This is a genomic window from Amycolatopsis sp. NPDC051045 (genome assembly GCF_040682955.1).
Lineage (GTDB): Bacteria > Actinomycetota > Actinomycetes > Mycobacteriales > Pseudonocardiaceae > Amycolatopsis.
On record NZ_JBFBCC010000026.1, the window covers coordinates 78,014 to 95,836 of the forward strand.

Annotated in this window: 17 protein-coding genes; 10 read left to right on the plus strand and 7 right to left on the minus strand. The window is 72.0% G+C overall.

Annotated elements, in window-relative coordinates:
* Positions 1–92 precede the first annotated feature (92 nt).
* On the minus strand, positions 93–959 hold the full coding sequence (locus tag AB0M80_RS38015; RefSeq protein ID WP_364574633.1) for a DeoR/GlpR family DNA-binding transcription regulator: 867 nt from the start codon (positions 957–959) through the stop codon (positions 93–95).
* Between the two features lie 216 nt (positions 960–1,175).
* Here AB0M80_RS38015 and AB0M80_RS38020 point away from each other — a divergent pair, with 216 nt between their 5' ends.
* From AB0M80_RS38020 to AB0M80_RS38040, 5 genes are read left to right on the plus strand one after another with little or no spacing between them, the layout of a single operon-like run.
* Entirely contained in the window at positions 1,176–2,315 is a 1,140-nt protein-coding gene (locus AB0M80_RS38020; protein ID WP_364574635.1) for an SIS domain-containing protein, read from the plus strand.
* Positions 2,312–3,283, plus strand: a complete 972-nt coding sequence (locus tag AB0M80_RS38025) for a BadF/BadG/BcrA/BcrD ATPase family protein (protein ID WP_364574637.1) — start codon at positions 2,312–2,314, stop codon at positions 3,281–3,283. The genes AB0M80_RS38020 and AB0M80_RS38025 overlap by 4 nt, the downstream gene beginning before the upstream one ends.
* 1 nt (position 3,284) lies before the next feature.
* Entirely contained in the window at positions 3,285–4,235 is a 951-nt protein-coding gene (locus AB0M80_RS38030) for a DMT family transporter (protein WP_364574638.1), read from the plus strand.
* Positions 4,232–5,179, plus strand: coding sequence for a hexose kinase (locus AB0M80_RS38035; protein ID WP_364574640.1), 948 nt, complete (start codon positions 4,232–4,234; stop codon positions 5,177–5,179). Before AB0M80_RS38030 ends, AB0M80_RS38035 begins: the two co-directional genes overlap by 4 nt.
* Entirely contained in the window at positions 5,176–6,009 is an 834-nt protein-coding gene (locus tag AB0M80_RS38040; protein ID WP_364574642.1) for a class II fructose-bisphosphate aldolase, read from the plus strand. Before AB0M80_RS38035 ends, AB0M80_RS38040 begins: the two co-directional genes overlap by 4 nt.
* A gap of 6 nt (positions 6,010–6,015) precedes the next feature.
* Here the strand turns inward: AB0M80_RS38040 and AB0M80_RS38045 are convergent, their stop codons facing one another.
* Positions 6,016–7,089 carry a substrate-binding domain-containing protein gene (locus AB0M80_RS38045; RefSeq protein ID WP_364574644.1) on the minus strand — a complete coding sequence of 358 codons (1,074 nt, stop codon included), beginning with the start codon at positions 7,087–7,089 and terminating at the stop codon, positions 6,016–6,018.
* 224 nt (positions 7,090–7,313) lie between these two features.
* Between AB0M80_RS38045 and AB0M80_RS38050 the strand changes: the two genes are divergently transcribed.
* Both AB0M80_RS38050 and AB0M80_RS38055 read left to right on the plus strand, forming a co-directional pair.
* Entirely contained in the window at positions 7,314–9,212 is a 1,899-nt protein-coding gene (locus AB0M80_RS38050; RefSeq protein ID WP_364574646.1) for a hypothetical protein, read from the plus strand.
* Between the two features lie 25 nt (positions 9,213–9,237).
* Positions 9,238–10,821, plus strand: a complete 1,584-nt coding sequence (locus AB0M80_RS38055; RefSeq protein ID WP_364574648.1) for an ABC transporter substrate-binding protein — start codon at positions 9,238–9,240, stop codon at positions 10,819–10,821.
* 255 nt (positions 10,822–11,076) lie between these two features.
* Here the strand turns inward: AB0M80_RS38055 and AB0M80_RS38060 are convergent, their stop codons facing one another.
* Both AB0M80_RS38060 and AB0M80_RS38065 read right to left on the minus strand, forming a co-directional pair.
* Complete coding sequence (locus AB0M80_RS38060) at positions 11,077–11,406, minus strand: hypothetical protein (RefSeq protein ID WP_364574650.1); 330 nt, start codon at positions 11,404–11,406, stop codon at positions 11,077–11,079.
* Between the two features lie 166 nt (positions 11,407–11,572).
* Positions 11,573–12,082 carry a lytic polysaccharide monooxygenase auxiliary activity family 9 protein gene (locus AB0M80_RS38065; RefSeq protein ID WP_364574651.1) on the minus strand — a complete coding sequence of 170 codons (510 nt, stop codon included), beginning with the start codon at positions 12,080–12,082 and terminating at the stop codon, positions 11,573–11,575.
* A 274-nt stretch (positions 12,083–12,356) separates the two neighbouring features.
* On the opposite strand from AB0M80_RS38065, the gene lexA reads away from it, so the two are divergent.
* Complete coding sequence (lexA, locus tag AB0M80_RS38070; RefSeq protein ID WP_364574653.1) at positions 12,357–13,010, plus strand: transcriptional repressor LexA; 654 nt, start codon at positions 12,357–12,359, stop codon at positions 13,008–13,010.
* 1 nt (position 13,011) lies between these two features.
* Here the strand turns inward: lexA and AB0M80_RS38075 are convergent, their stop codons facing one another.
* Positions 13,012–14,217: a cytochrome P450 gene (locus AB0M80_RS38075; RefSeq protein ID WP_364574655.1), complete on the minus strand. Its 1,206-nt coding sequence runs from the start codon at positions 14,215–14,217 to the stop codon at positions 13,012–13,014.
* Positions 14,218–14,315: 98 nt separating this feature from the next.
* Between AB0M80_RS38075 and AB0M80_RS38080 the strand changes: the two genes are divergently transcribed.
* Positions 14,316–15,767, plus strand: coding sequence for an MFS transporter (locus AB0M80_RS38080; RefSeq protein WP_364574657.1), 1,452 nt, complete (start codon positions 14,316–14,318; stop codon positions 15,765–15,767).
* 48 nt (positions 15,768–15,815) lie between these two features.
* Here the strand turns inward: AB0M80_RS38080 and AB0M80_RS38085 are convergent, their stop codons facing one another.
* The gene (locus tag AB0M80_RS38085) at positions 15,816–16,067 is read right to left on the minus strand and encodes a DUF4287 domain-containing protein (protein WP_364574659.1); all 252 of its coding nucleotides are present in this window, start codon (positions 16,065–16,067) and stop codon (positions 15,816–15,818) included.
* A 78-nt stretch (positions 16,068–16,145) separates the two neighbouring features.
* Positions 16,146–16,898, minus strand: a complete 753-nt coding sequence (locus AB0M80_RS38090) for a methyltransferase domain-containing protein (protein ID WP_364574660.1) — start codon at positions 16,896–16,898, stop codon at positions 16,146–16,148.
* Positions 16,899–17,006: 108 nt separating this feature from the next.
* Here AB0M80_RS38090 and AB0M80_RS38095 point away from each other — a divergent pair, with 108 nt between their 5' ends.
* Positions 17,007–17,606: a TetR/AcrR family transcriptional regulator gene (locus AB0M80_RS38095; RefSeq protein WP_364574662.1), complete on the plus strand. Its 600-nt coding sequence runs from the start codon at positions 17,007–17,009 to the stop codon at positions 17,604–17,606.
* The last annotated feature ends 217 nt before the right edge of the window (positions 17,607–17,823 follow it).

The following is a 17,823-nucleotide window of genomic DNA, read 5'->3' on the forward strand; positions in this document are numbered from 1 at the left end:
ACCGTGAAAGTGCTTCTTCACATCGGGCTCCACCTGATCAGGCACACCGGTTCCGCAGCGAAGCGGCGTGCGGGAACTGTGACCCGGGCAACCTAAACGGCCGGTTGGGGACCGTCAAACAATCGCGCACGCGCGGTGTTCGTTTTCCCCGGGAGGCCGTCGACCACCGTCACCCGCACCCCGGCGGCGCGGATCGCGGCCACCGCGGCGGAGTCCGCGGTGGCGTCCGTGATCAGCTCGTGGATCTCGCCGACGTCGGCGATCCGCGCCAGGGTGCGCCGGCCCAGTTTGCTGCCGTCGGCCACGACGACCACGCGCTGTGCCCGCCCGAGCATCGCCCGGTTGGTCCGCGCCTCGTTCTCGTCGTGCGTGGTGAGCCCGCCGGCCACGTCGATCCCGTCGACGCCGATGAACGCCGTGCCGATGTTGACCGAGGCCAGGACCTGCTCCGCCCACGGCCCGACCAGCTCGTAGGAACGCGGCCGGGAGACGCCGCCGACCACCACCAGTTTCACCCGCGGGCGCAGCACGAGGTCCATGGCCGTGTTCAGCGCGTTGGTGACGACGGTGAGGTCCGCGCGCTGGGGCAGTTCCTTCGCCAGCGCCGCCGTGGTCGAGCCACCGGTCAGCCCGATCACGTGCGGCTCCGGCGGCAACCGGCGGACCGCCTCGCGCGCGATCGCCCGTTTCGCCTCCTGTGACCGGGTTTCCCGGTAGCGGACCGGCAGTTCGTAGTCCACCCCCTGGGCCCGGGCACCGCCGTGGGTCCGGGTGAGCAGCCGCTGCTCCTCCAGCGCGGTCAGGTCCCGGCGCAGCGTCGCCTCGGACACCCCGAACCGGCGGGCCAGGTCGCCGACGTGCAGCGAGCCCGACACGCTCAGCTCGTGCAGGATCTGCGCCATGCGCTCGGGACGGGCGAGGCGACGCTTCTTCCCGGCGGGCTCGGCAGGACTGCTCATGGTCCACACGGTACTGCCGGTTCGCGGAAATCCGGCCACCGCACGAGCGCAGAGTTTCCACCACTGCACTGTCCATAAAGGACGTGCAACTGGCGTGCGCACCGGGAAACGAACATCCGCGATGCTCGTTTGCGCCCCGGCTCTTGCTCGGCGATCGCGGGGACGCGTAGTACTCGAGCCGCGGGAACCCGCCGGAGACCGAAAAGGGGAATGTTCGTGGCCGTGGACGACAACCAGTGGGGCGACAGCCGCACCGCCGTCGAAATCCGCCAGCAGCCGGACGCCTGGCGCCGGGTGGCCCGGGCCGTGGCGCACGCCCGTTCCGACATCGACCGGCTGCTCGGCGAAGCACTGGTGGACCCGCGGACCAGGGTCGTCCTGACCGGAGCGGGCACCTCGGCGTTCGCCGGCCAGGTCGTGGCGCCGGACCTCGCCCGGCACCTCGGCCGGCCGGTCGAGGCGATCGCGACGACCGACATCGTCGCCGACCCGCGCTCGGTGGTCGCCGGCGACCGGCCGCTGCTGCTGGTGTCGTTCGCCCGCAGCGGCAACAGCCCCGAGTCGGTCGCGGCCGCGGACCTCGTGCACCGGCTGGCGCCGTCCACGCACCACCTCGTCCTCACCTGCAACGCCTCCGGTGAGCTCGCCCGGCGCTGGGCGGACGCCAAGAACGCGGTCGTGCCGGTGCTTCCCCCCGAACTGGACGACCGCGGGTTCGCCATGACCTCGTCCTTCACGGGCATGGTCCTGGCCGCCCTGCTGAGCCTGGGCGTCGAGGTCGACGTCGAGGGCGCGGCGCGCGCGGCGTCGGCCGTGCTGGACACCGCGGGGAGCCGGGCCGCGGCGGTCGCCGCGGCCGAGCCGGGCCGTCTGGTCTACCTCGGCTCCGGTGCGTTGAAGGGACTGGCCCTGGAGGCCGCGCTCAAGTGCCTCGAGCTGACCGCCGGCGCGGTCGTCGCCGTGGGCGATTCGCCGCTGGGGTTCCGCCACGGTCCCAAGTCCATCCTGGACGACCGGACCACCGCCGTCGTCTTCCACTCGGCGGACCGCTACACCCGCAGCTACGACGAGGACATCACGCGCGAGCTCGTGGGTGCCCTCGGCCCGGACCGGGTGCTCGCCGTCGGCCCCGCGGACCAGGCACCGGGCGGTGCACGCGGCTGGCCGATACCCGGCGCGCCCGGCGGCCCGGACGCCCTGCGGGCCATGCTCGCCGTCATCCCGGCGCAGGCGATCGCCCTCGCGTGTTCGGTCGCCAGGGGACTCGAACCCGACAACCCCTTCCCCGGCGGTGAAGTGAACCGCGTCGTGCAAGGCGTCGTCATCCACGATTTCGCCCACCGGTCGGAGGGATGACCGTGTTCCTCGGAGTGGACGGCGGCGGGACCAAGACCGCGTTCTGCCTCATCGACACCCGCGGCGCCGTGCTCGCCGAGGCGCACACCGCCGGCCTCTACTACCTCAGGCAAGGCATCGACATCGTCGAACCGCTGCTGCGCCAGGGAATCGGCGAAGTCTGCGCCGCCGCGGGCGTGGCGCCCGGGCAACTGTCCTACGCCTTCTTCGGCATTCCGTGCTACGGCGAAATCAGCGCCGACGTCCCCGTGCTCGACGAGTTGCCACAGCGGATCCTCGGCCCCGTCGGCTATACGTGCGGCAACGACATGATCTGCGGCTGGGCGGCCTCCCTCGGCGGTGCCGACGGGATCAACGTCGTGGCCGGGACCGGGTCGATCGCCTACGGCGAGAACCGGGGACGCCGGTGGCGGGCCGGTGGCTGGAGCGAGCTCTTCGGCGACGAAGGCTCGGGGTACTGGGTGGCGGTCAAGGGACTCGCCGCGTTCAGCCGGATGAGCGACGGGCGCCAGCCCGCCGGTGTCCTCGCCGACGAGATGCGCGACGAGCTCGGCCTGGCCACCGATCTCGACGCCATCGACGTCGTCGTCAACCGGTGGCACGGGGACCGGGGGAAGATCGCCGGCCTGAGCAAGGTCGTCACCCGCGCCGCGGACGCGGGCGACCCCCGGGCCGTGGAGATCCTGCGCGAGGCCGCCTGGGAACTCGCGCTGCACGTCGACGTCGGCGCCGGCGCCCTCGGCTTCGAAGCGGGCGAGCCCGTGCCCGTCTCCTACTCCGGCGGCATGTTCGGCGTCCCGCACGTGCTGGACGCCTTCCGCGAGGCGCTCGCTCGCGGCCCGCACGACTACGACCTGCGCGAGCCGCTGCTGCCCCCGCACGTCGGCGCGGCCGTCTACGCCGCCCGGCTGGCCGGCCACACCTTCACCGACCGGATGCCCGGCCGCCCGCTGACCTCGAGAGGTTGACATGACGACACCGACCCCGCCTGTCCACCGTCGCTCCGCCTGGATGCCCTACGCCGGTCTGCTGGTCGTGTTCTGGGGCGTCTGGGGGGCCTTTTCCAGCCTCCCGACGTCGCTCTACCAGTACCCGGACCCGATGGTCTACGTCGTCTGGTCGGTCACGATGCTCGTCCCCGCCTGGTTCTCGCTGCGCGGGCGGAAGATCGACCGCCGCCCGATCGCCGCCGGGTACGGGCTGCTCATCGGGCTGACCGGGGCCGGCGGGCAGCTGGTGCTGTTCAAGGCGCTCACCATCGGTCCGGCCTACATCATCTTCCCCATCGTCGCGCTGTCGCCGGCGATCACGGTCCTGATGGCGTTCGCTGCCCTGCGCGAACGGCTCAGCGCGCTCAGCCGGCTCGGCGTCGGGCTCGCCCTCGTGGCCATCGTCCTGTTCTCGGTCTCTTCCGGTGCCGCGGCGGAAGCGACCGGCCCGTACCTGCTGCTGGCGATCCTCGTGTGCGTCGCGTGGGGTGTGCAGGCGTACTTCATGCGCAAGGCCGCGGTCGCCGGGGTCAACGACGCGACGACCTTCGGCTGGATGACGGTCAGCGGCCTGCTGCTGATCCCGGTGGCGCTGGTCATGATGGGCGGCCTGCCGCTGTCGTTCCCTTGGCAGGCGCCCGCGCTGACCGCGATCACGCAGCTGCTCAACGCGGTCGGCGCGCTCTTCCTCGTGATGGCCATGAGCCGGGGGAAGGCCTCGATCGTCGCCCCGGTCACGAACGCGCTGGCGCCGGTCCTGACCATCGTGCTGTCGCTGATCGTCTTCCGGACCCTGCCGACCGGTTTCCAGCTCGGCGGGATCGTCCTGGCGCTCGTGGGGTCGTCGCTCATGGTCTACAGCTCGGAGAAGACCGGCGAGGCCCCCGACGGCACCACTGTCAGCGCCGATCCGCGGGGATCGGCGTCGTGACCATCCTGACGGTCACGCTGAACCCGGCCGTCGACGTCACCTACCGGATCCCCGCCCTCGACGCCGGCACGACGATTTCGGTCACGGAGGTGCGCACCCGCGCCGGCGGGAAGGGGGTGAACGTCGCCTCGGTCGTGCGGGCTCTCGGCGGCGACAGCCTCGTGCTGGCCTTCACCGGCGTCGGGCCACCGGACGAGTTCCGGGCCGGCCTCGACGAGCTCGGCCTGGACCACCGGCTGGTGCCCGCTCTGAGTTCGGTCCGCCGGACCGTCGCCGTGGTCGCCGACGACGGCACGACGACGAACCTGCGGGAAGCGGGCGCCGAGGTGGCCATCGGCGCCGAGGCCGGCATCACCGCCGCGCTGCGCACCGAACTGGACGCCGGTGCCGCCGCGGTCGTCGTCTCGGGCAGCGTCCCGCCCGGGCTCGCCGCCGAGGTACCCGCCCGCCTGGTCGCGGTGTGCGCCGAGTACGGCGTCCCCGTCATCGCCGACGTCTCCGGCGCCGCACTGCGCGCGGTGGCGACCGCCGCAGCCGTGCTCATGCCCAATCGCGACGAGCTCGCCCAGCTGCTCGGCACGCTCCCCCGGTCCGCCGAAGAGGTGGTGGCCGCGGGTCGCCGGCTGGTCCGCGACGGGGCGGCGGCGATCGTGGCCACCGCCGGCGAGGACGGCGCGATCGCCGTCACGCCGGCAGGGGCCTGGAGCGCCCGGCCGGTGGAAGCGGTCACCGGAAACCCGACCGGCGCCGGAGACGCCGGCGCGGCGGCGCTGGCCCGGCACCTCGCGGCCGCCGGCTCGGTGTCCGAAGTGGACTGGCCGGGTGCCCTCGCGGACGTGGTCGCGACCTCGTCGGCCGGCGTGCGGGCGCCGGTCGCGGGCGAGATCGACGCCGAGGCCAGGTCCGGCTGGCTCGGGGCGGTCACCGTGCGGGAGGCGGGATGAACGCGGACGCCTCGGTCCTCTTCGGTCAGGTACGGGACGAACCGCGCGCGGTCGGCGCGTTTAACGCGATCCTGCTGGAACACGCGGAGGCCATCGTGGCCGGCGCGGAACAGGCGGACCTTCCCGTCATCCTGCAGATCTCCCAGAACGCGATCCGGTACCACGGCTCGCTCGCACCGTTCGCCGTCGCGTGCCTGCGCCTGGCGGCCGGCGCGTCGGTGCCGGTCCTGGTCCACCTCGACCACATCGGGGACCCGGGTCTGGTCGAGGAAGGCCTCGCGCTCGGGATCCGGTCGATCATGTTCGACGCCGCGAACCTGAGCTACGAAGCCAACGTCGACCGCACCCGGGAAGTGGCCGCGAAGTGTCACGCCGCCGGCTGCTGGGTGGAGGCCGAACTCGGTGAGATCGGCGGCAAGGACGGCGCGCACGCACCGGGCGTGCGCACCGATCCGGTCGAGGCCGCCGGGTTCGTCGCGGCGACCGGCGTCGACTCGCTCGCCGTCGCGGTCGGCTCCTCGCACGCGATGTCCGGCCGCGACGCCGTGCTCGACGACGAGCTCATCGGCGCACTGGCGGAGGCGGTCCCCGTTCCCCTCGTCCTGCACGGTTCCTCGGGCGTCCCCGACGACGGCATCCGGCGGGCCGTGGCCCTCGGCATCGCGAAGGTGAACATCGGCACCCGGCTGAACCAGGTGCTCACCGGGTCGGTCCGCGCCGCCCTCGCCGAACGGGCCGACCTCACCGATCCCCGCCGCTACCTGGCTCCCGGGCGCGACCGGGTCCGCGACGAGGTAGCACGGCTGGTGCGCCTTCTTCGAGGGGCGTGACACGCCTCAGCCGCCTTCGTACACCTCCGCGTCCAGGATCGTGCGCTTGGGCACGGCCTGGCCGCGATGCATCTTGACGAGCAGGTCGGCGGCGCCCACCGCCAGCCGGTGGGAGTCCTGGACGACGGTGGCCCGCAGCGGGCTGTCCCCGGTGTCGATCAGCGTTCTGGCCTCCAGCACACCGTCGATCCCGACCACGACGGTGGCCCGGGTGGCGGCCGACCGGGAGGCCGCGAGGGCGTCGACCGCACCCAGGGCCATCTCGTCGTTGGTGCAGAAGATGGCGTCGAGGTGCTGACCGGGTCCGAGCTGCCTGACGTGGGCCCGCACCGAGCTGTAGGCCCGTGAACGCACGAACTCGCAGTGGTCGTCGGTGGTGACGTCGACGTCGGGCAATGCGCAGCGCAGCGCCTTTTCGCAGCGTTGTTGCCGGCTCTCGTGTTCACGGCTGGCGATGATGAGCACCCGCGGGCCGTTCTTCCCGCGCAACCGCCCCACCAGCCACTGTCCGGCCATTTCCCCGAGTTCGCCCGTGTCGTAGCCGATGAACGCGGCGTTGCCCGGGTACTCGGACTCGGTGGGGAACGGTTCGAGGTCGGCGAACACGACCGGCAGACGCGATTCCCGGCAGAACGTCGTCAGGTCCTCCCGCAGCCGGGCCGTCTCGCCGGCGATGATGATGCCACCGAGGTAATGGTGCTTCTTGCTCAGGATGCGGCGCAGGTGATGGGCTTGGGCCCCGGCGTCGTAGTCCCGCTCCGGCACCTTGAGCACCAGGTCGATGTCGTCACGGTCGAGCGCGCTGTGCACTCGTTGCACCAGTGCCGCCAGATAGTACTTCTGGTTGAACGCCGACGTCATCAGGAAAGCCGTGGTGGGCCTTTTCCGGGCCCGCACCGCGAACGCGGCCCAGAAAGCGGTGGCGACGACGGCGGAAACCAGCGCGGACCAGAGGAGCGTCGTTCCCGCCGAAATACCGGCTTGCAGGCTTTTCGTGAGAACAGCGAGAATGACGCCGCTCACGACGGAGGTGGTCACCGCGAACAGCGCGGGCGTCCGATCCCGGTCCAGCCGAGCCATCCGGCCCCCTCCCCCAACGACGTCACCCCGGAGACGATCGTACGGGCGACGGAGCCATCCGACCGTAGTGGTTACTCCCCGTGCCGACCACTACGGCATTCAGGTCATGGCCCGAGCGTTCGGCTGACCTTCGGCCGCCGGGGCCCTTTTCTGTTCTCCGGGCGGCCCGGAAACGATAAAGTGCCGATCTTCGCGGGGAGAGCGAATGGCGTCGAGGGGGACACATGTTCGTGGGCCGGACGTCGGTCCTGGGGTTGATCGGCGAGCTGACCGAACCGCGCGGCGAAAACGCTGCCGCCGGTCCGCGCCCGGTTGTGGTACTGACCGGTTGCGGGGGTTCCGGGCGGACCGCGATCCTCAAGGAGGCGCTGCGGACCTGGCGGGACCGGACGGCTTCCGTGCTGGTCCAGCCGCTCGTGCTGGACGGCGACCGGACGTCGTTGCGGCCCTTGCTGACCTCGATCATGCTCGGGCTGGGTGTCGGCGTCCCGGGTTATTCGGTGACGTTTCCCCGTTCCCTGGTCGCGCAACTGGCCATCAGTGCGAATTTCGCCGGGCTGCCCGCCGGTGATCAGCACACCCGGCTGCGGGAACGGCTCAACGACTACAAGCGACGGCCCGCGCTCGACAATTTCCTCAGAACACTGGCGCACGATTCGTTCGCGCTCGTGCGCGTCCAGGTCCCCGGGCTGCCCGACCTGGTCCCGAAGCTGGCGGCGCAAGCCACCGAAAGCGCCCTGAACCGCCTGTACCGCGGGCGCGGCCTGATGCGGTTTTCGTGGGGCGACGCCGTGGACTGGTTCGGGCACCAGGACCAGGACTTCGCGAACGACGCCGAGACGACGCTGATCGAGCTCAGCGCCCGGGCGAAGAGCAAGGACCCGATGATCCGGCGCGGCGTCGACGACGTCCTCGTCGCCGCGTTCCTCGCGGACCTGCGCCGCAGCCACGCCCGCGTCCGGGGGCGGCCGCCGCAGATGCTGCTGCTGCTGGACGACGGCGACGTTCCGGCGGCGACGACGTTCGTCCGCTCGCTGCTGCGCATGCGCCTGGCGATCGCCGACGGCCGGCCGACTCCGGGAAACCGGCTGCCCGATCCGCTGACCGTGGTCACGACCAGCGCCGGGCCGGCCGCGGCGGGCGCCGCGCCCTGGCCGGGGACCGGTCCGGTGGCCGGGCCGCGGGTGCGGGTCGAGGTGGCCGACCTCAGTCCCTCGGAGGTGCTCCAGCTGGCGCGCAGCCACGACTGGGCGACGTCGGAACGCACCGGGAGCGTGGCCGGCCGCCTCACCCACGGCCACGCGGCGGCGACGGAGTTCGTGCTGCGGCGGCTGAACGACCATCCGCGGTGGCTCGACGATCTGGGCGCGCTCCTGGACGGGCACGACCCCGACGAGGACGTTCGCGCCGACCGGCACCTGCTGCGGATCTTCGTCCGCGGCCTCGACCCGCAGCGGCCGCCGGACGACGACTCGGTCGAGGCGCTGATCACGCTGGCGGCCGCCCGGACCTGGCAGGAAGCCGCGGTGCTGGTCCGCCTGCTGCCGCCGCCCTTCGGGCTCGGCTCGGAGCTCTACACGTCGCCGACGTTGTGGGCCGCTTCCGGCGGCGAACGCCGGCTCCACCCGCTGGCCCGCTACCTCGGCCTGCGGGCGCTGGCCGCGCGCCCGGACGCGCAGACCGGCTGGGACGGCGTTTTCCGGCTCCTGCGGGGCAAAACCCACCCGGACGACCAGGCCGGGCGGTGGCACCACGAGCGGCTGCTCGGCGGCCGAGCGAAGGTCGCGGACGAGCTGGCCGCTCTGCTGACCGAGCTGCCGTCCGCGGAGTGGCTGGCGCTGTTCGACGCCGTGGTGGTCACGCCCGACCCGCGGGTGACCGACCTGACGGAGATCAAGGGCCTCGGCCGGCCGCCGACCCCGGCCGGCCACACCGACGCGCTGCTCGGCATCGTGCCCGCGCTGGAGCGGGACCCGTGCGTGACGCGGCCGGAGGACATCGCGGCCCTGCGGCAGCTCGCCTGGCACGGCTTCCTGCAGCTCGCCGGAACCGAGGGGGTGGCGGACAAGCAGCCGTTCCTCGACCGGGCCGCCCGCTACTCGGCGGACAGCAGCCGGTACTGACCTCCTGTCCCGAAAGGACCCGACCTTGTCTTCGCGCTACCGCTGGGGGATCCTCCCCGATCCGAACCGGGACTTCCCGCACCGCCGGACGGACTGGTGGCGGTTGGCCGCCGCGCTCGGCGTCGTCCTCCTGGTGGCGGGGGGCTTCGTGTTCCGGCAGCCGCTGCAGCGGGCGTTCACCTGCGGCTGGTTCGACGGCTCCGCCTGGTCGGCCGGCGGCGAGTGCGTGGGCCTCAGCGACGGCGCGTACGACTTCGGACTCGATCGCTTCACCACCGTGCTGCACGTGGTCGAGCAGCAGAACGCCGCCGCCGCGGACAAGTGCGATCCCCAGGGCACCCCGGTGACCGTCGGCGTGCTGCTGACCCTGACCGACCGCAACGCCGGCGGCCGCGCGCTGCACGAGCTCGAGGGGATGGCGGCCGGGCAGCGGCACGCCAACGACACCGGGTGCCTGCACCCGATGCGGCTGGTGGTCGCGAACATCGGCGCGTACGGGCCGGAGAACGAGGCCGTCGAAGTGGCCCGCGCGCTCGCGGACGACCCGGCCGTCGTGGCGGTCGCGGGGCTCGGGCTGAGCCAGCAGCGCTCGGCCGAGGTGGCGGACCTGCTGGCGGCGGCGAAGGTCCCGATGGTGGCCGACCTGATCACCGCCGAGGGGTTCGACCAGACCGGCTCCCGCGACGACCAGCCGGACTTCCGCGCGTGCGACCCGGACATCACCTACCCGCGCGGCGTCGGGCGGGACTACTTCTACCGCGTCGCCTACCGGAACGCCGTGCAGATCGAGCAGCTCGCCGGGGTGCTGCCCGGCCGGCCGGAGTTCATCATGGTGCCCACCGGCGGCTCCGACCCGTACCCGTGCACCGCGCTGCCCGTGATGCAGCGCCGCTTCGGCGGCAAGATCACCGAGGTCAAGTTCGACGCCGACGAGGCGAGCACGGTCCCGCTGACCGCCCAGCGGATCTGCGGGACGCCGAACGACGTCGAAGTGCTCTACATCGCCCGCGGCGGCGACCTCGCCCGCTTCCTGTTCAGCCTCGACGAAGCCTTCGTCGGCGGGCGGTGCGCGGCCACGTCGGTCACCGTGGTCAGCACGTCCGACGGCCTCCGGATCCGCTCGCCGGAGGACAACGCGATGCTGGAGGACCTCCGCCTGCGGGCCCTGCGGTCGCCGAGCTTCGCCGACGGCCGCATCCGCCTGATGTCGACGCTCGTGTCCGGCGCCGACCGCTTCCGCGGCGACAACCCGGGCTTCCGCGACCTCGAAACGGCGTTCGCCGGCGCCGGTTTCGACGTGGCCCACCTCGACGACGGCTGGGCGGTCAACGGCTACGACGCGGTGACCACGATTTCGGCGGCGTTGCGGACACTCCCGTCGGCGAAGCCGGTCCAGCGCAGCCAGGTCAACACCGCGATCAGCGGATTTTCTTCGAGCGGTCAGGCGGTGGCGGGCGCGGGCGGCCCGATCAAGTTCGACAACAGCGGCAACCGCGCCGACGCGGGCCCACCGGTGGTCCGGGTGTGCCCGCCCCGCCCACCGGGCGGCGACCAGCCGGCACGCACCCCCAGCGTGGTCGTCCGGCCGGGCACCCCACCGGCCTGCTGACCGGAGGGGGCAGGGTGGAACACCCGGCGGCAGGGCGACGTCAGGTCAGCCGCCAGGAGAGCTCGCCGCCTGGCTCACCAAGCTCCAGGAATTCCTCGAACGTACGCGGCGAATGCCTGGCAGGAGGTGCCATCCGCTCCAGAACGCGAAGGAATGTGTGCTGATCGACAACCGGTACTCCCAGCTGCCTGGCCCGTTTTGCCTTGCCTGACAGCGAGTCGGGATCCGCCGCGGCAACGACACTGGTCTGCCGGCTCACGCTCCCGGTGATGCGGATCCCGGCCGCCGCAGCGGCCTCGCTTTCTTCTTCGTGATTCGAGCATTCGGGGGCGGCTCCACCGTCGGCTTGCGCAGCTTCGCCGCAGTAGTCCTTCCGTTGATGGTGCTCACATTCGTCGTCGTCCCGAAGCTCAGCAGGGGCCGCCGCGACGAGATGCCGACCTTACCCGGAAGATTCCCGGACATCCGCTTGTGGCTCGCAACCGTCGGGATGGCCACCGTCGGCGCCATCATGATGCAGTTGCTCACGATCTCCACATCGATACCGATTGTTGAACTCGTGCTTTCGGCGGGACTTTCGTTCATTCTTTATCATCGGAGTGCCACACGTCCAGCCGACGAACTGAAAGTTCTCGCCCATCGACCGACCTGCTCGACCACGGGACAAAGGGGCGCCGACAACTCGGCCACAGTGGACGGTCCAGACCTGCGGCCGCGGCCCGGGAGCCGCGCGCTCCCGGGCCGCGGCGGTTCAGCTCACCTGCAGGTCGATGCACGCGTAGAACGCGTTGGCCGTGTCGGCGATGTTCCACACCGCCAGGACCGTCTGGCGGCCCGTGTGGCTGCCCAGGTTCACCTGGTGCGCGACCGTCGCCGGGGGCTGGTTGTTGCCGCTCACCTCCGCGATCTTCTGGCCCCCGATGAAGTACTGGTAGTTCGACGTGCGGTGGCGGGCGGTGAAGGTCCACGTGAAGGTCACCGTGCGGCCGACCGGGGCGGCGCGCCAGCCCTTGCCGTTGTCGTTGAGCTCGGCGAACTGGGCCACTCCGCCGTTGCAGGACCGCAGGCCCTTGGGGCCTTCGACGCTCTGGGGTTCGTACTGGATCTGCCCGCACTGCACCGTGTGCTGGGCGCACTGCGCCTGCCGGCTCGCCGGCGAGCTGACGTAGCCGTGCGCGCTCGCGATCCCGGCGGGGTTGAGCACCACCAGCACCGGGGCCAGGAGAGCACCCACCGTGGCCGCGACCAGTTTGCGGTTCATACCAGCTCCTTCGGGGACGGGCTCGCCTCCCGCCGCCGGGCACGGCGAGGCCGCGACCCCGGCCTCGCTGGGAGGTCCGCCGCGACGGGAAGGGTTACGAGCGAAGGAAAATTGTGGTCTAGACCATACTTCGATCCGTTACCCAGGTCAACGGCCGGCAAAGTTCGGATTGGTGTTGGTAAGGCGCCAACCGGCCCCTGGTGTTCCGGTCAGCGGGACTCCGGCGGCGAGACCGGCGGCGGCGCGCGGGGCGCGTGCCTCTAGGATCACGGCGGTGACCACCTACGACGACACGTTCGAGCACCTCGACGCCTCGGCTCTGCCGGAACGGCAGCAGAAGATCCTGGTCGCGATCCGGGACTGGGCGGTCCAGCACGGCTACTCCCCCAGCACGCGCGAGATCGGCGAGGCGGTCGGCCTGCAGTCGACGTCTTCGGTGTCGAAGCACCTGGCGAGCCTCGAAGACAAGGGCTTCCTGCGCCGCGGCACGGGAGTCTCCCGCCCGATCGACGTGCGCGCGTTCCTGCACGGCTCCGCTGCGGCCGAGGACGGTGACTCGGTGCCGGTGCCCGTGGTCGGCGACATCGCCGCCGGCACGCCGATTTCCGCGATCGAGCACACCGACGACGTCCTCAGGCTGCCGCGCGACCTCACCGGGCGCGGCACCGTCTTCGGGCTGCGCGTCCGCGGCGACTCGATGATCGACGCGGCCATCTGCGACGGCGACATCGTCGTGGTCAAGCAGCAGTCCGAAGCCCATTCGGGCCAGATCGTCGCCGCGATGATCGACGAAGAGGCGACCGTCAAGGTCTACCGCCGCCGCGACGGGCACGTGTACCTCGAACCCCGCAACCCGGCCTACGACGTCATCGACGGCGACCGCGCGGTGATCCTGGGCGCGGTCGTGTCGGTGCTGCGGAGCGTCTGACTCACCAGGTGACCGGCAGCTCGTACACGCCGTAGACAAACCCGTCGTGCTTGAACGGGACCTTCCCGACCTCGGTGGCCAGCGCCAGCGTCGGGATCCGCCGGTACAGCGTGCTGTAGACGACTTGCAGCTCCAGCCGAGCCAGCGGCTGGCCGAGGCACTGGTGGACGCCGAAGCCGAAGGCCACGTGGCGGTGTGCGTCGCGGGTCAGGTCCAGCCGGTCGCCGGCCGGGAAGACGTCCGGGTCGCGGTTGGCGATGTCGTTCGCCATGATCAAGCCTTCGCCCGCGCGGATGGTCTCCCCGGCGATCTCGATGTCCTCCAGCGCGACGCGGCGGCGTCCGTTGTGCGTGATGTTCAGGTAGCGCAGCAGTTCTTCGACCGCCGACGCGACCAGTGCCGGGTCGTCGCCCTCGCGCAGCAGCGCCAGCTGCTCCGGGTGCTCCAGCAGGGCCAGGGTGCCCAGCGCGATCATGTTCGCCGTCGTCTCGTGGCCCGCGATGAGCAGCAGGACGCCCATCTGCGCCGCCTCGAACCGGGTCAGCTCGCCCGCTCCGACACGGACGGCGAGCCCGGAAAGCAGGTCGTCGGCGGGGTGGTCGAGCTTCTCCCCCACCAGCCGGTCGAGGTAGCCGGTCAGCGCCTGGTACCCCGCCGCCCGCTCTTCGGGTTTGGCGTCGCGGCGGATCATGACCTTGCTGTTCTCCTGGAAGAAGTCGTGATCGGTGTACGGGACGCCCAGCAGCTCGCAGATCACCAGTGACGGCACCGGCAGCGCGAACGCCTCGACGAGGTCGACCGGGTTCGGACCGGCCAGCAGCTGGTCGATCCGGTCGTCGACGATCTTCTGCACGGCCGGGCGCATCGCGGCCACCCGGCGGATCGTGAACGGCGCCGTCACCATCTTGCGCAGCCGCGCGTGCTCGGGGTTGTCCATCAGGATGAAGCTGATGCCGGTGCCGCCCTTCGGCAGCGGCGCGGGGCTCGGGTACCCGGGCCGGGTGACGTCGGCGCTGACCCGCGGATCGGCCAGCAGCGCCCGCTGCTCGGCGTAGCGGGTGACCAGCCACGGCGTGCTGCCGTCCCACAGCCGGACGCGGGCGAGCGGCGCCTCTTCCTGGAGCGCGCGGGCGGCGGGCGGCGGATCGAACGGGCAGCCTGCGGCCCGGGTCATCGGGAACTCGGGGAGCTCGGCGGTACTGGTCATCATTCCTCCGCGGTGGCCGTCGGTTCGTGATCAGTCAACCGAAGGCTGCTACGCTAAGTCAAGCGACTGATTTAAATCAGACATCCGGAGGCCCGCTCGTGCCCGACCCGTCCACGCCCGCCCGGGAGGCGTCGCCGCGCGCGAACCTCGTCGTCGCCGTCCTCGCCCTCGCGGGCATCACCGTCTCGCTGATGCAGACGCTGGTCATCCCGCTGATCCCGGCGCTGCCCGGGCTGCTGCACGCCTCCGCCGCCGACGCCACCTGGGCCATCACCGCCACCCTGCTCGCGGGCGCGGTGGCGACGCCGACCATGGGCCGGCTCGGCGACATGTACGGGAAACGGCGGATGCTGCTCATCAGCCTCGGCGCACTGGTCGCCGGCTCGGCGATCGGCGCGCTCTCCGACACCCTCGTACCGATGGTCGCCGGGCGGACCCTGCAGGGCCTCGCCGCCGGCGTCATCCCGCTGGGGATCAGCATCATGCGCGACGAGCTGCCCGCCGAGCGGCTCGGCTCCGCCACGGCGCTGACGAGCGCGTCGCTCGGCGTCGGCGGCGCGCTGGGCCTGCCCGCGGCCGCGCTGCTGGCCGAGAACGCCGACTGGCACGCGCTCTTCTGGACCGCGGCCGGGCTCGGCGTGGTCGTCATCGCGCTGGTCGTCGCGTGGGTGCCGGAATCGCCGGTCCGCACCGGTGGCCGGTTCGACGTGCCGGGCGCGGCCGGGCTCTCGATCGCGCTGGTGTGCCTGCTGCTGGCCATCTCGAAGGGCGCCGACTGGGGCTGGGGCAGCGCGGCGACGCTGGGCCTGCTCGCGACGGCCGTCGTCGTCCTGCTGCTGTGGGGCCGCTGGGAACTGCGAACCCGGCAGCCGCTGGTGGACCTGCGGACGACCGCACGGCGCCAGGTGCTGCTGACGAACATCGCGTCCGCGGTGTTCGGCTTCGCGATGTTCGCGATGTCCCTGGTCCTGCCGCAGCTGCTGCAGCTGCCGGCGGCCACCGGGTACGGCCTCGGCCGCTCGATGCTCGTGGTCGGGCTGGTGATGGCCCCGTCCGGGCTGGTCATGATGGCGCTGGCGCCGGTGTCCGCGCGCATCTCACGGACCCGCGGCCCGAAGACGACCCTGATGCTCGGCGCGGTGGTCGTCGCCGCCGGGTACGCCCTCGGCATCGGCCTGATGAGCGCGACCTGGCACCTCGTGCTGGTTTCGAGCATCATCGGCGCCGGCATCGGGCTGGCTTACGGCGCCATGCCCGCGCTCGTCATGGGCGCCGTGCCGGTGTCCGAAACCGCGGCCGCCAACAGCCTCAACACCCTGATGCGCTCGATCGGCACGTCGGTCTCCAGCGCCACCGCCGGCCTGATCCTGGCCCGGCTGACCATCTCGTTCGGACCGGCGACCCTGCCTTCGCAGAACGGTTTCCGGCTGGTGCTGGGCATGGGGTCGGCCGCCGCGCTCATCGCACTGGCCGTCGCCGCGTTCCTCCCCCGGCAGGCACCGGTGGCCACCGCGGTGACCCCGGAACCCGCCGCCGCGGCCGGCCGCTGACCGGGCGCGCACCCTCGCCGTCCGGGCGGTGTGCGGTGCGCGTCCGGGTCACGTCCGGGCGGCCAGGCCGTCGAGGTGGAGCACGCCACCGGCGTGGTGCTCGGCGACGAACTCCGGCCCCTTCGTGACCAGCCGGGCGATCGCCGTGGCGTGGCCGTGGCCGAGGCCGTGCTCGGTCTTCAGCCAGGCGACGATCTCGCCGGCCTTCGTGAGGTTCTTGCCGGCGGCCAGGTCGAGGAAGCCGCGCGGGGTGATGCCGGTCTGCTTCTCGGCGTTGTCGAGGTAGGCCTGGAAGGACATCGTGGCTCCGGGGGGTCGGGCCGAAGAAAGTTCGGTTCGTCTCGCTGGCCACCAACGTCTCACCGACAACTTTTTTTGTCAAGCCGGCTTCGCGACGACCGCCAGCGTCGTGTACGGCAGCACGAAACCGCCGCCGAGCGCGTCGATGGCCGCACCGACCCCGGAAAGCACGTCCGCCAGCTCGTCCGGCCCGAGCCGGGTCAGGCCGCCCGTGGTGGGCAGGAAGTCCAGCCATTCCTCGCGGCTGTAGGACCGTTCCCACGCGAACCGCCACCGCTCCGGGTCGCCGAAGCCGTCCGCCGCCCGGATCCCGTCGGCGAACCGGGTGAACATCACGTCGTAGATCTCCGCGGCGCTCCGGGACTCCCCCGCGAACGGCGAGCCGGGGAGCACGCGCCGGATGCCCTCGGCGAGGGCGTCCGCCACCTCGGCGGGCGTCTGGAACACGTGGGCGAACACGGCGAGCAGGCCCCCGGGCCGCAGGACCGCGGCCGCCTTGGCCGGGCCGGCGACGGGGTCGACCCAGTGCCAGGCCTGGCCGGCGACGACGGCGTCGAAGGTCCGCCCGGCCGGGTCCCAGTCCTCGAACGTCGCGACCTCGACGTCGATCCCGCTGCGGCGCGCGAAGGCGGCCATCCGCGCGTCGGGATCCACCCCGAGTACCCGGCGGCCCGCGGCGCGGAACTGCCGCGCCTCGATGCCGGTGCCGCAGCCGACGTCGAGGAAATCCGGACCGGGGCTCGCGGCGACGAGCCGGGCCACCAGCTCGGCGGGATACTCCGGACGGGCACGGTCGTAGCGTTCGACGTCGGTCCCGAAGGACTCGGCCATCCGACGGGCTTCATGAGGTTGAGTGGGCATGCGCCCACCTTAGTGGGCACTCGCCCACTCGGGCAACCGGGTAGCCGTTCGCGGCGGGCGTAACGGAGAATGGGGGCCATGCCGACCGGGGTCCACCTGCGCGATGTGCGCAAGCAGCTGTTCGACGCCGCCTGGCGGGTCTTGCTCCGCGACGGCCCGAACGCGCTGACCAGCCGGGCGGTGACGACCGAGGCCGACGTCGCGAAGGGGGTGCTGCACCGCCACTTCGCGGATTTCGACGACTTCCTGGCGGAGCTGGTGCGCGACCGCATCGGGCGCCTGACGGATCAGGCGGCCCTCCTGCAGGCGGCGGCGGGCATGCGCACGGTGGCGGAAAACCTCCTGGACGCACTGGTGGAGGTGTTCGACCCGGTTTCGGTACCGCTGATGAGTTTGCTGTTCTTCCGCGACGAGCTGCGCTCCCGCTTGCGCCGCCGAGGCGAAGGGTTACCCCTCCTGACGGAAGCACGGGAAATGCTGGCGGCCTACCTGTCGGCCGAGCGGGCGCAGGGCCGCATCGCGGCAGACGCGGACGTGGATTCCCTCTCGCTGTCCTTGATCGGCGGAGCCCACCTGCTGTTCGCAGGTCGCCGCCCCAACGCCCTGCCCGACAACGACGAACTGAAAAAGCTGGTCAACACGACCATCGCCGACGCAATCCAGCGCCGCCTGCTCTAACCAGCGCCGCTTGCTCTGAAACCAGCGCCGCTTGCTTTAAAGTCCGATGTGGACCAAGCCGCACTCACCAGCACACGGAACCACACGTGGGGGTCCGGGGGCTCGCCCCCGGCCGGGGCGTGGGGGGGGGGGCCCCCCCTGCGCCCCCACCAAAAAGCCCACGTCGGCCCTACAGGCAAAATCGGGTCACCCGCCAAAGAAAACATAATAGACAAAC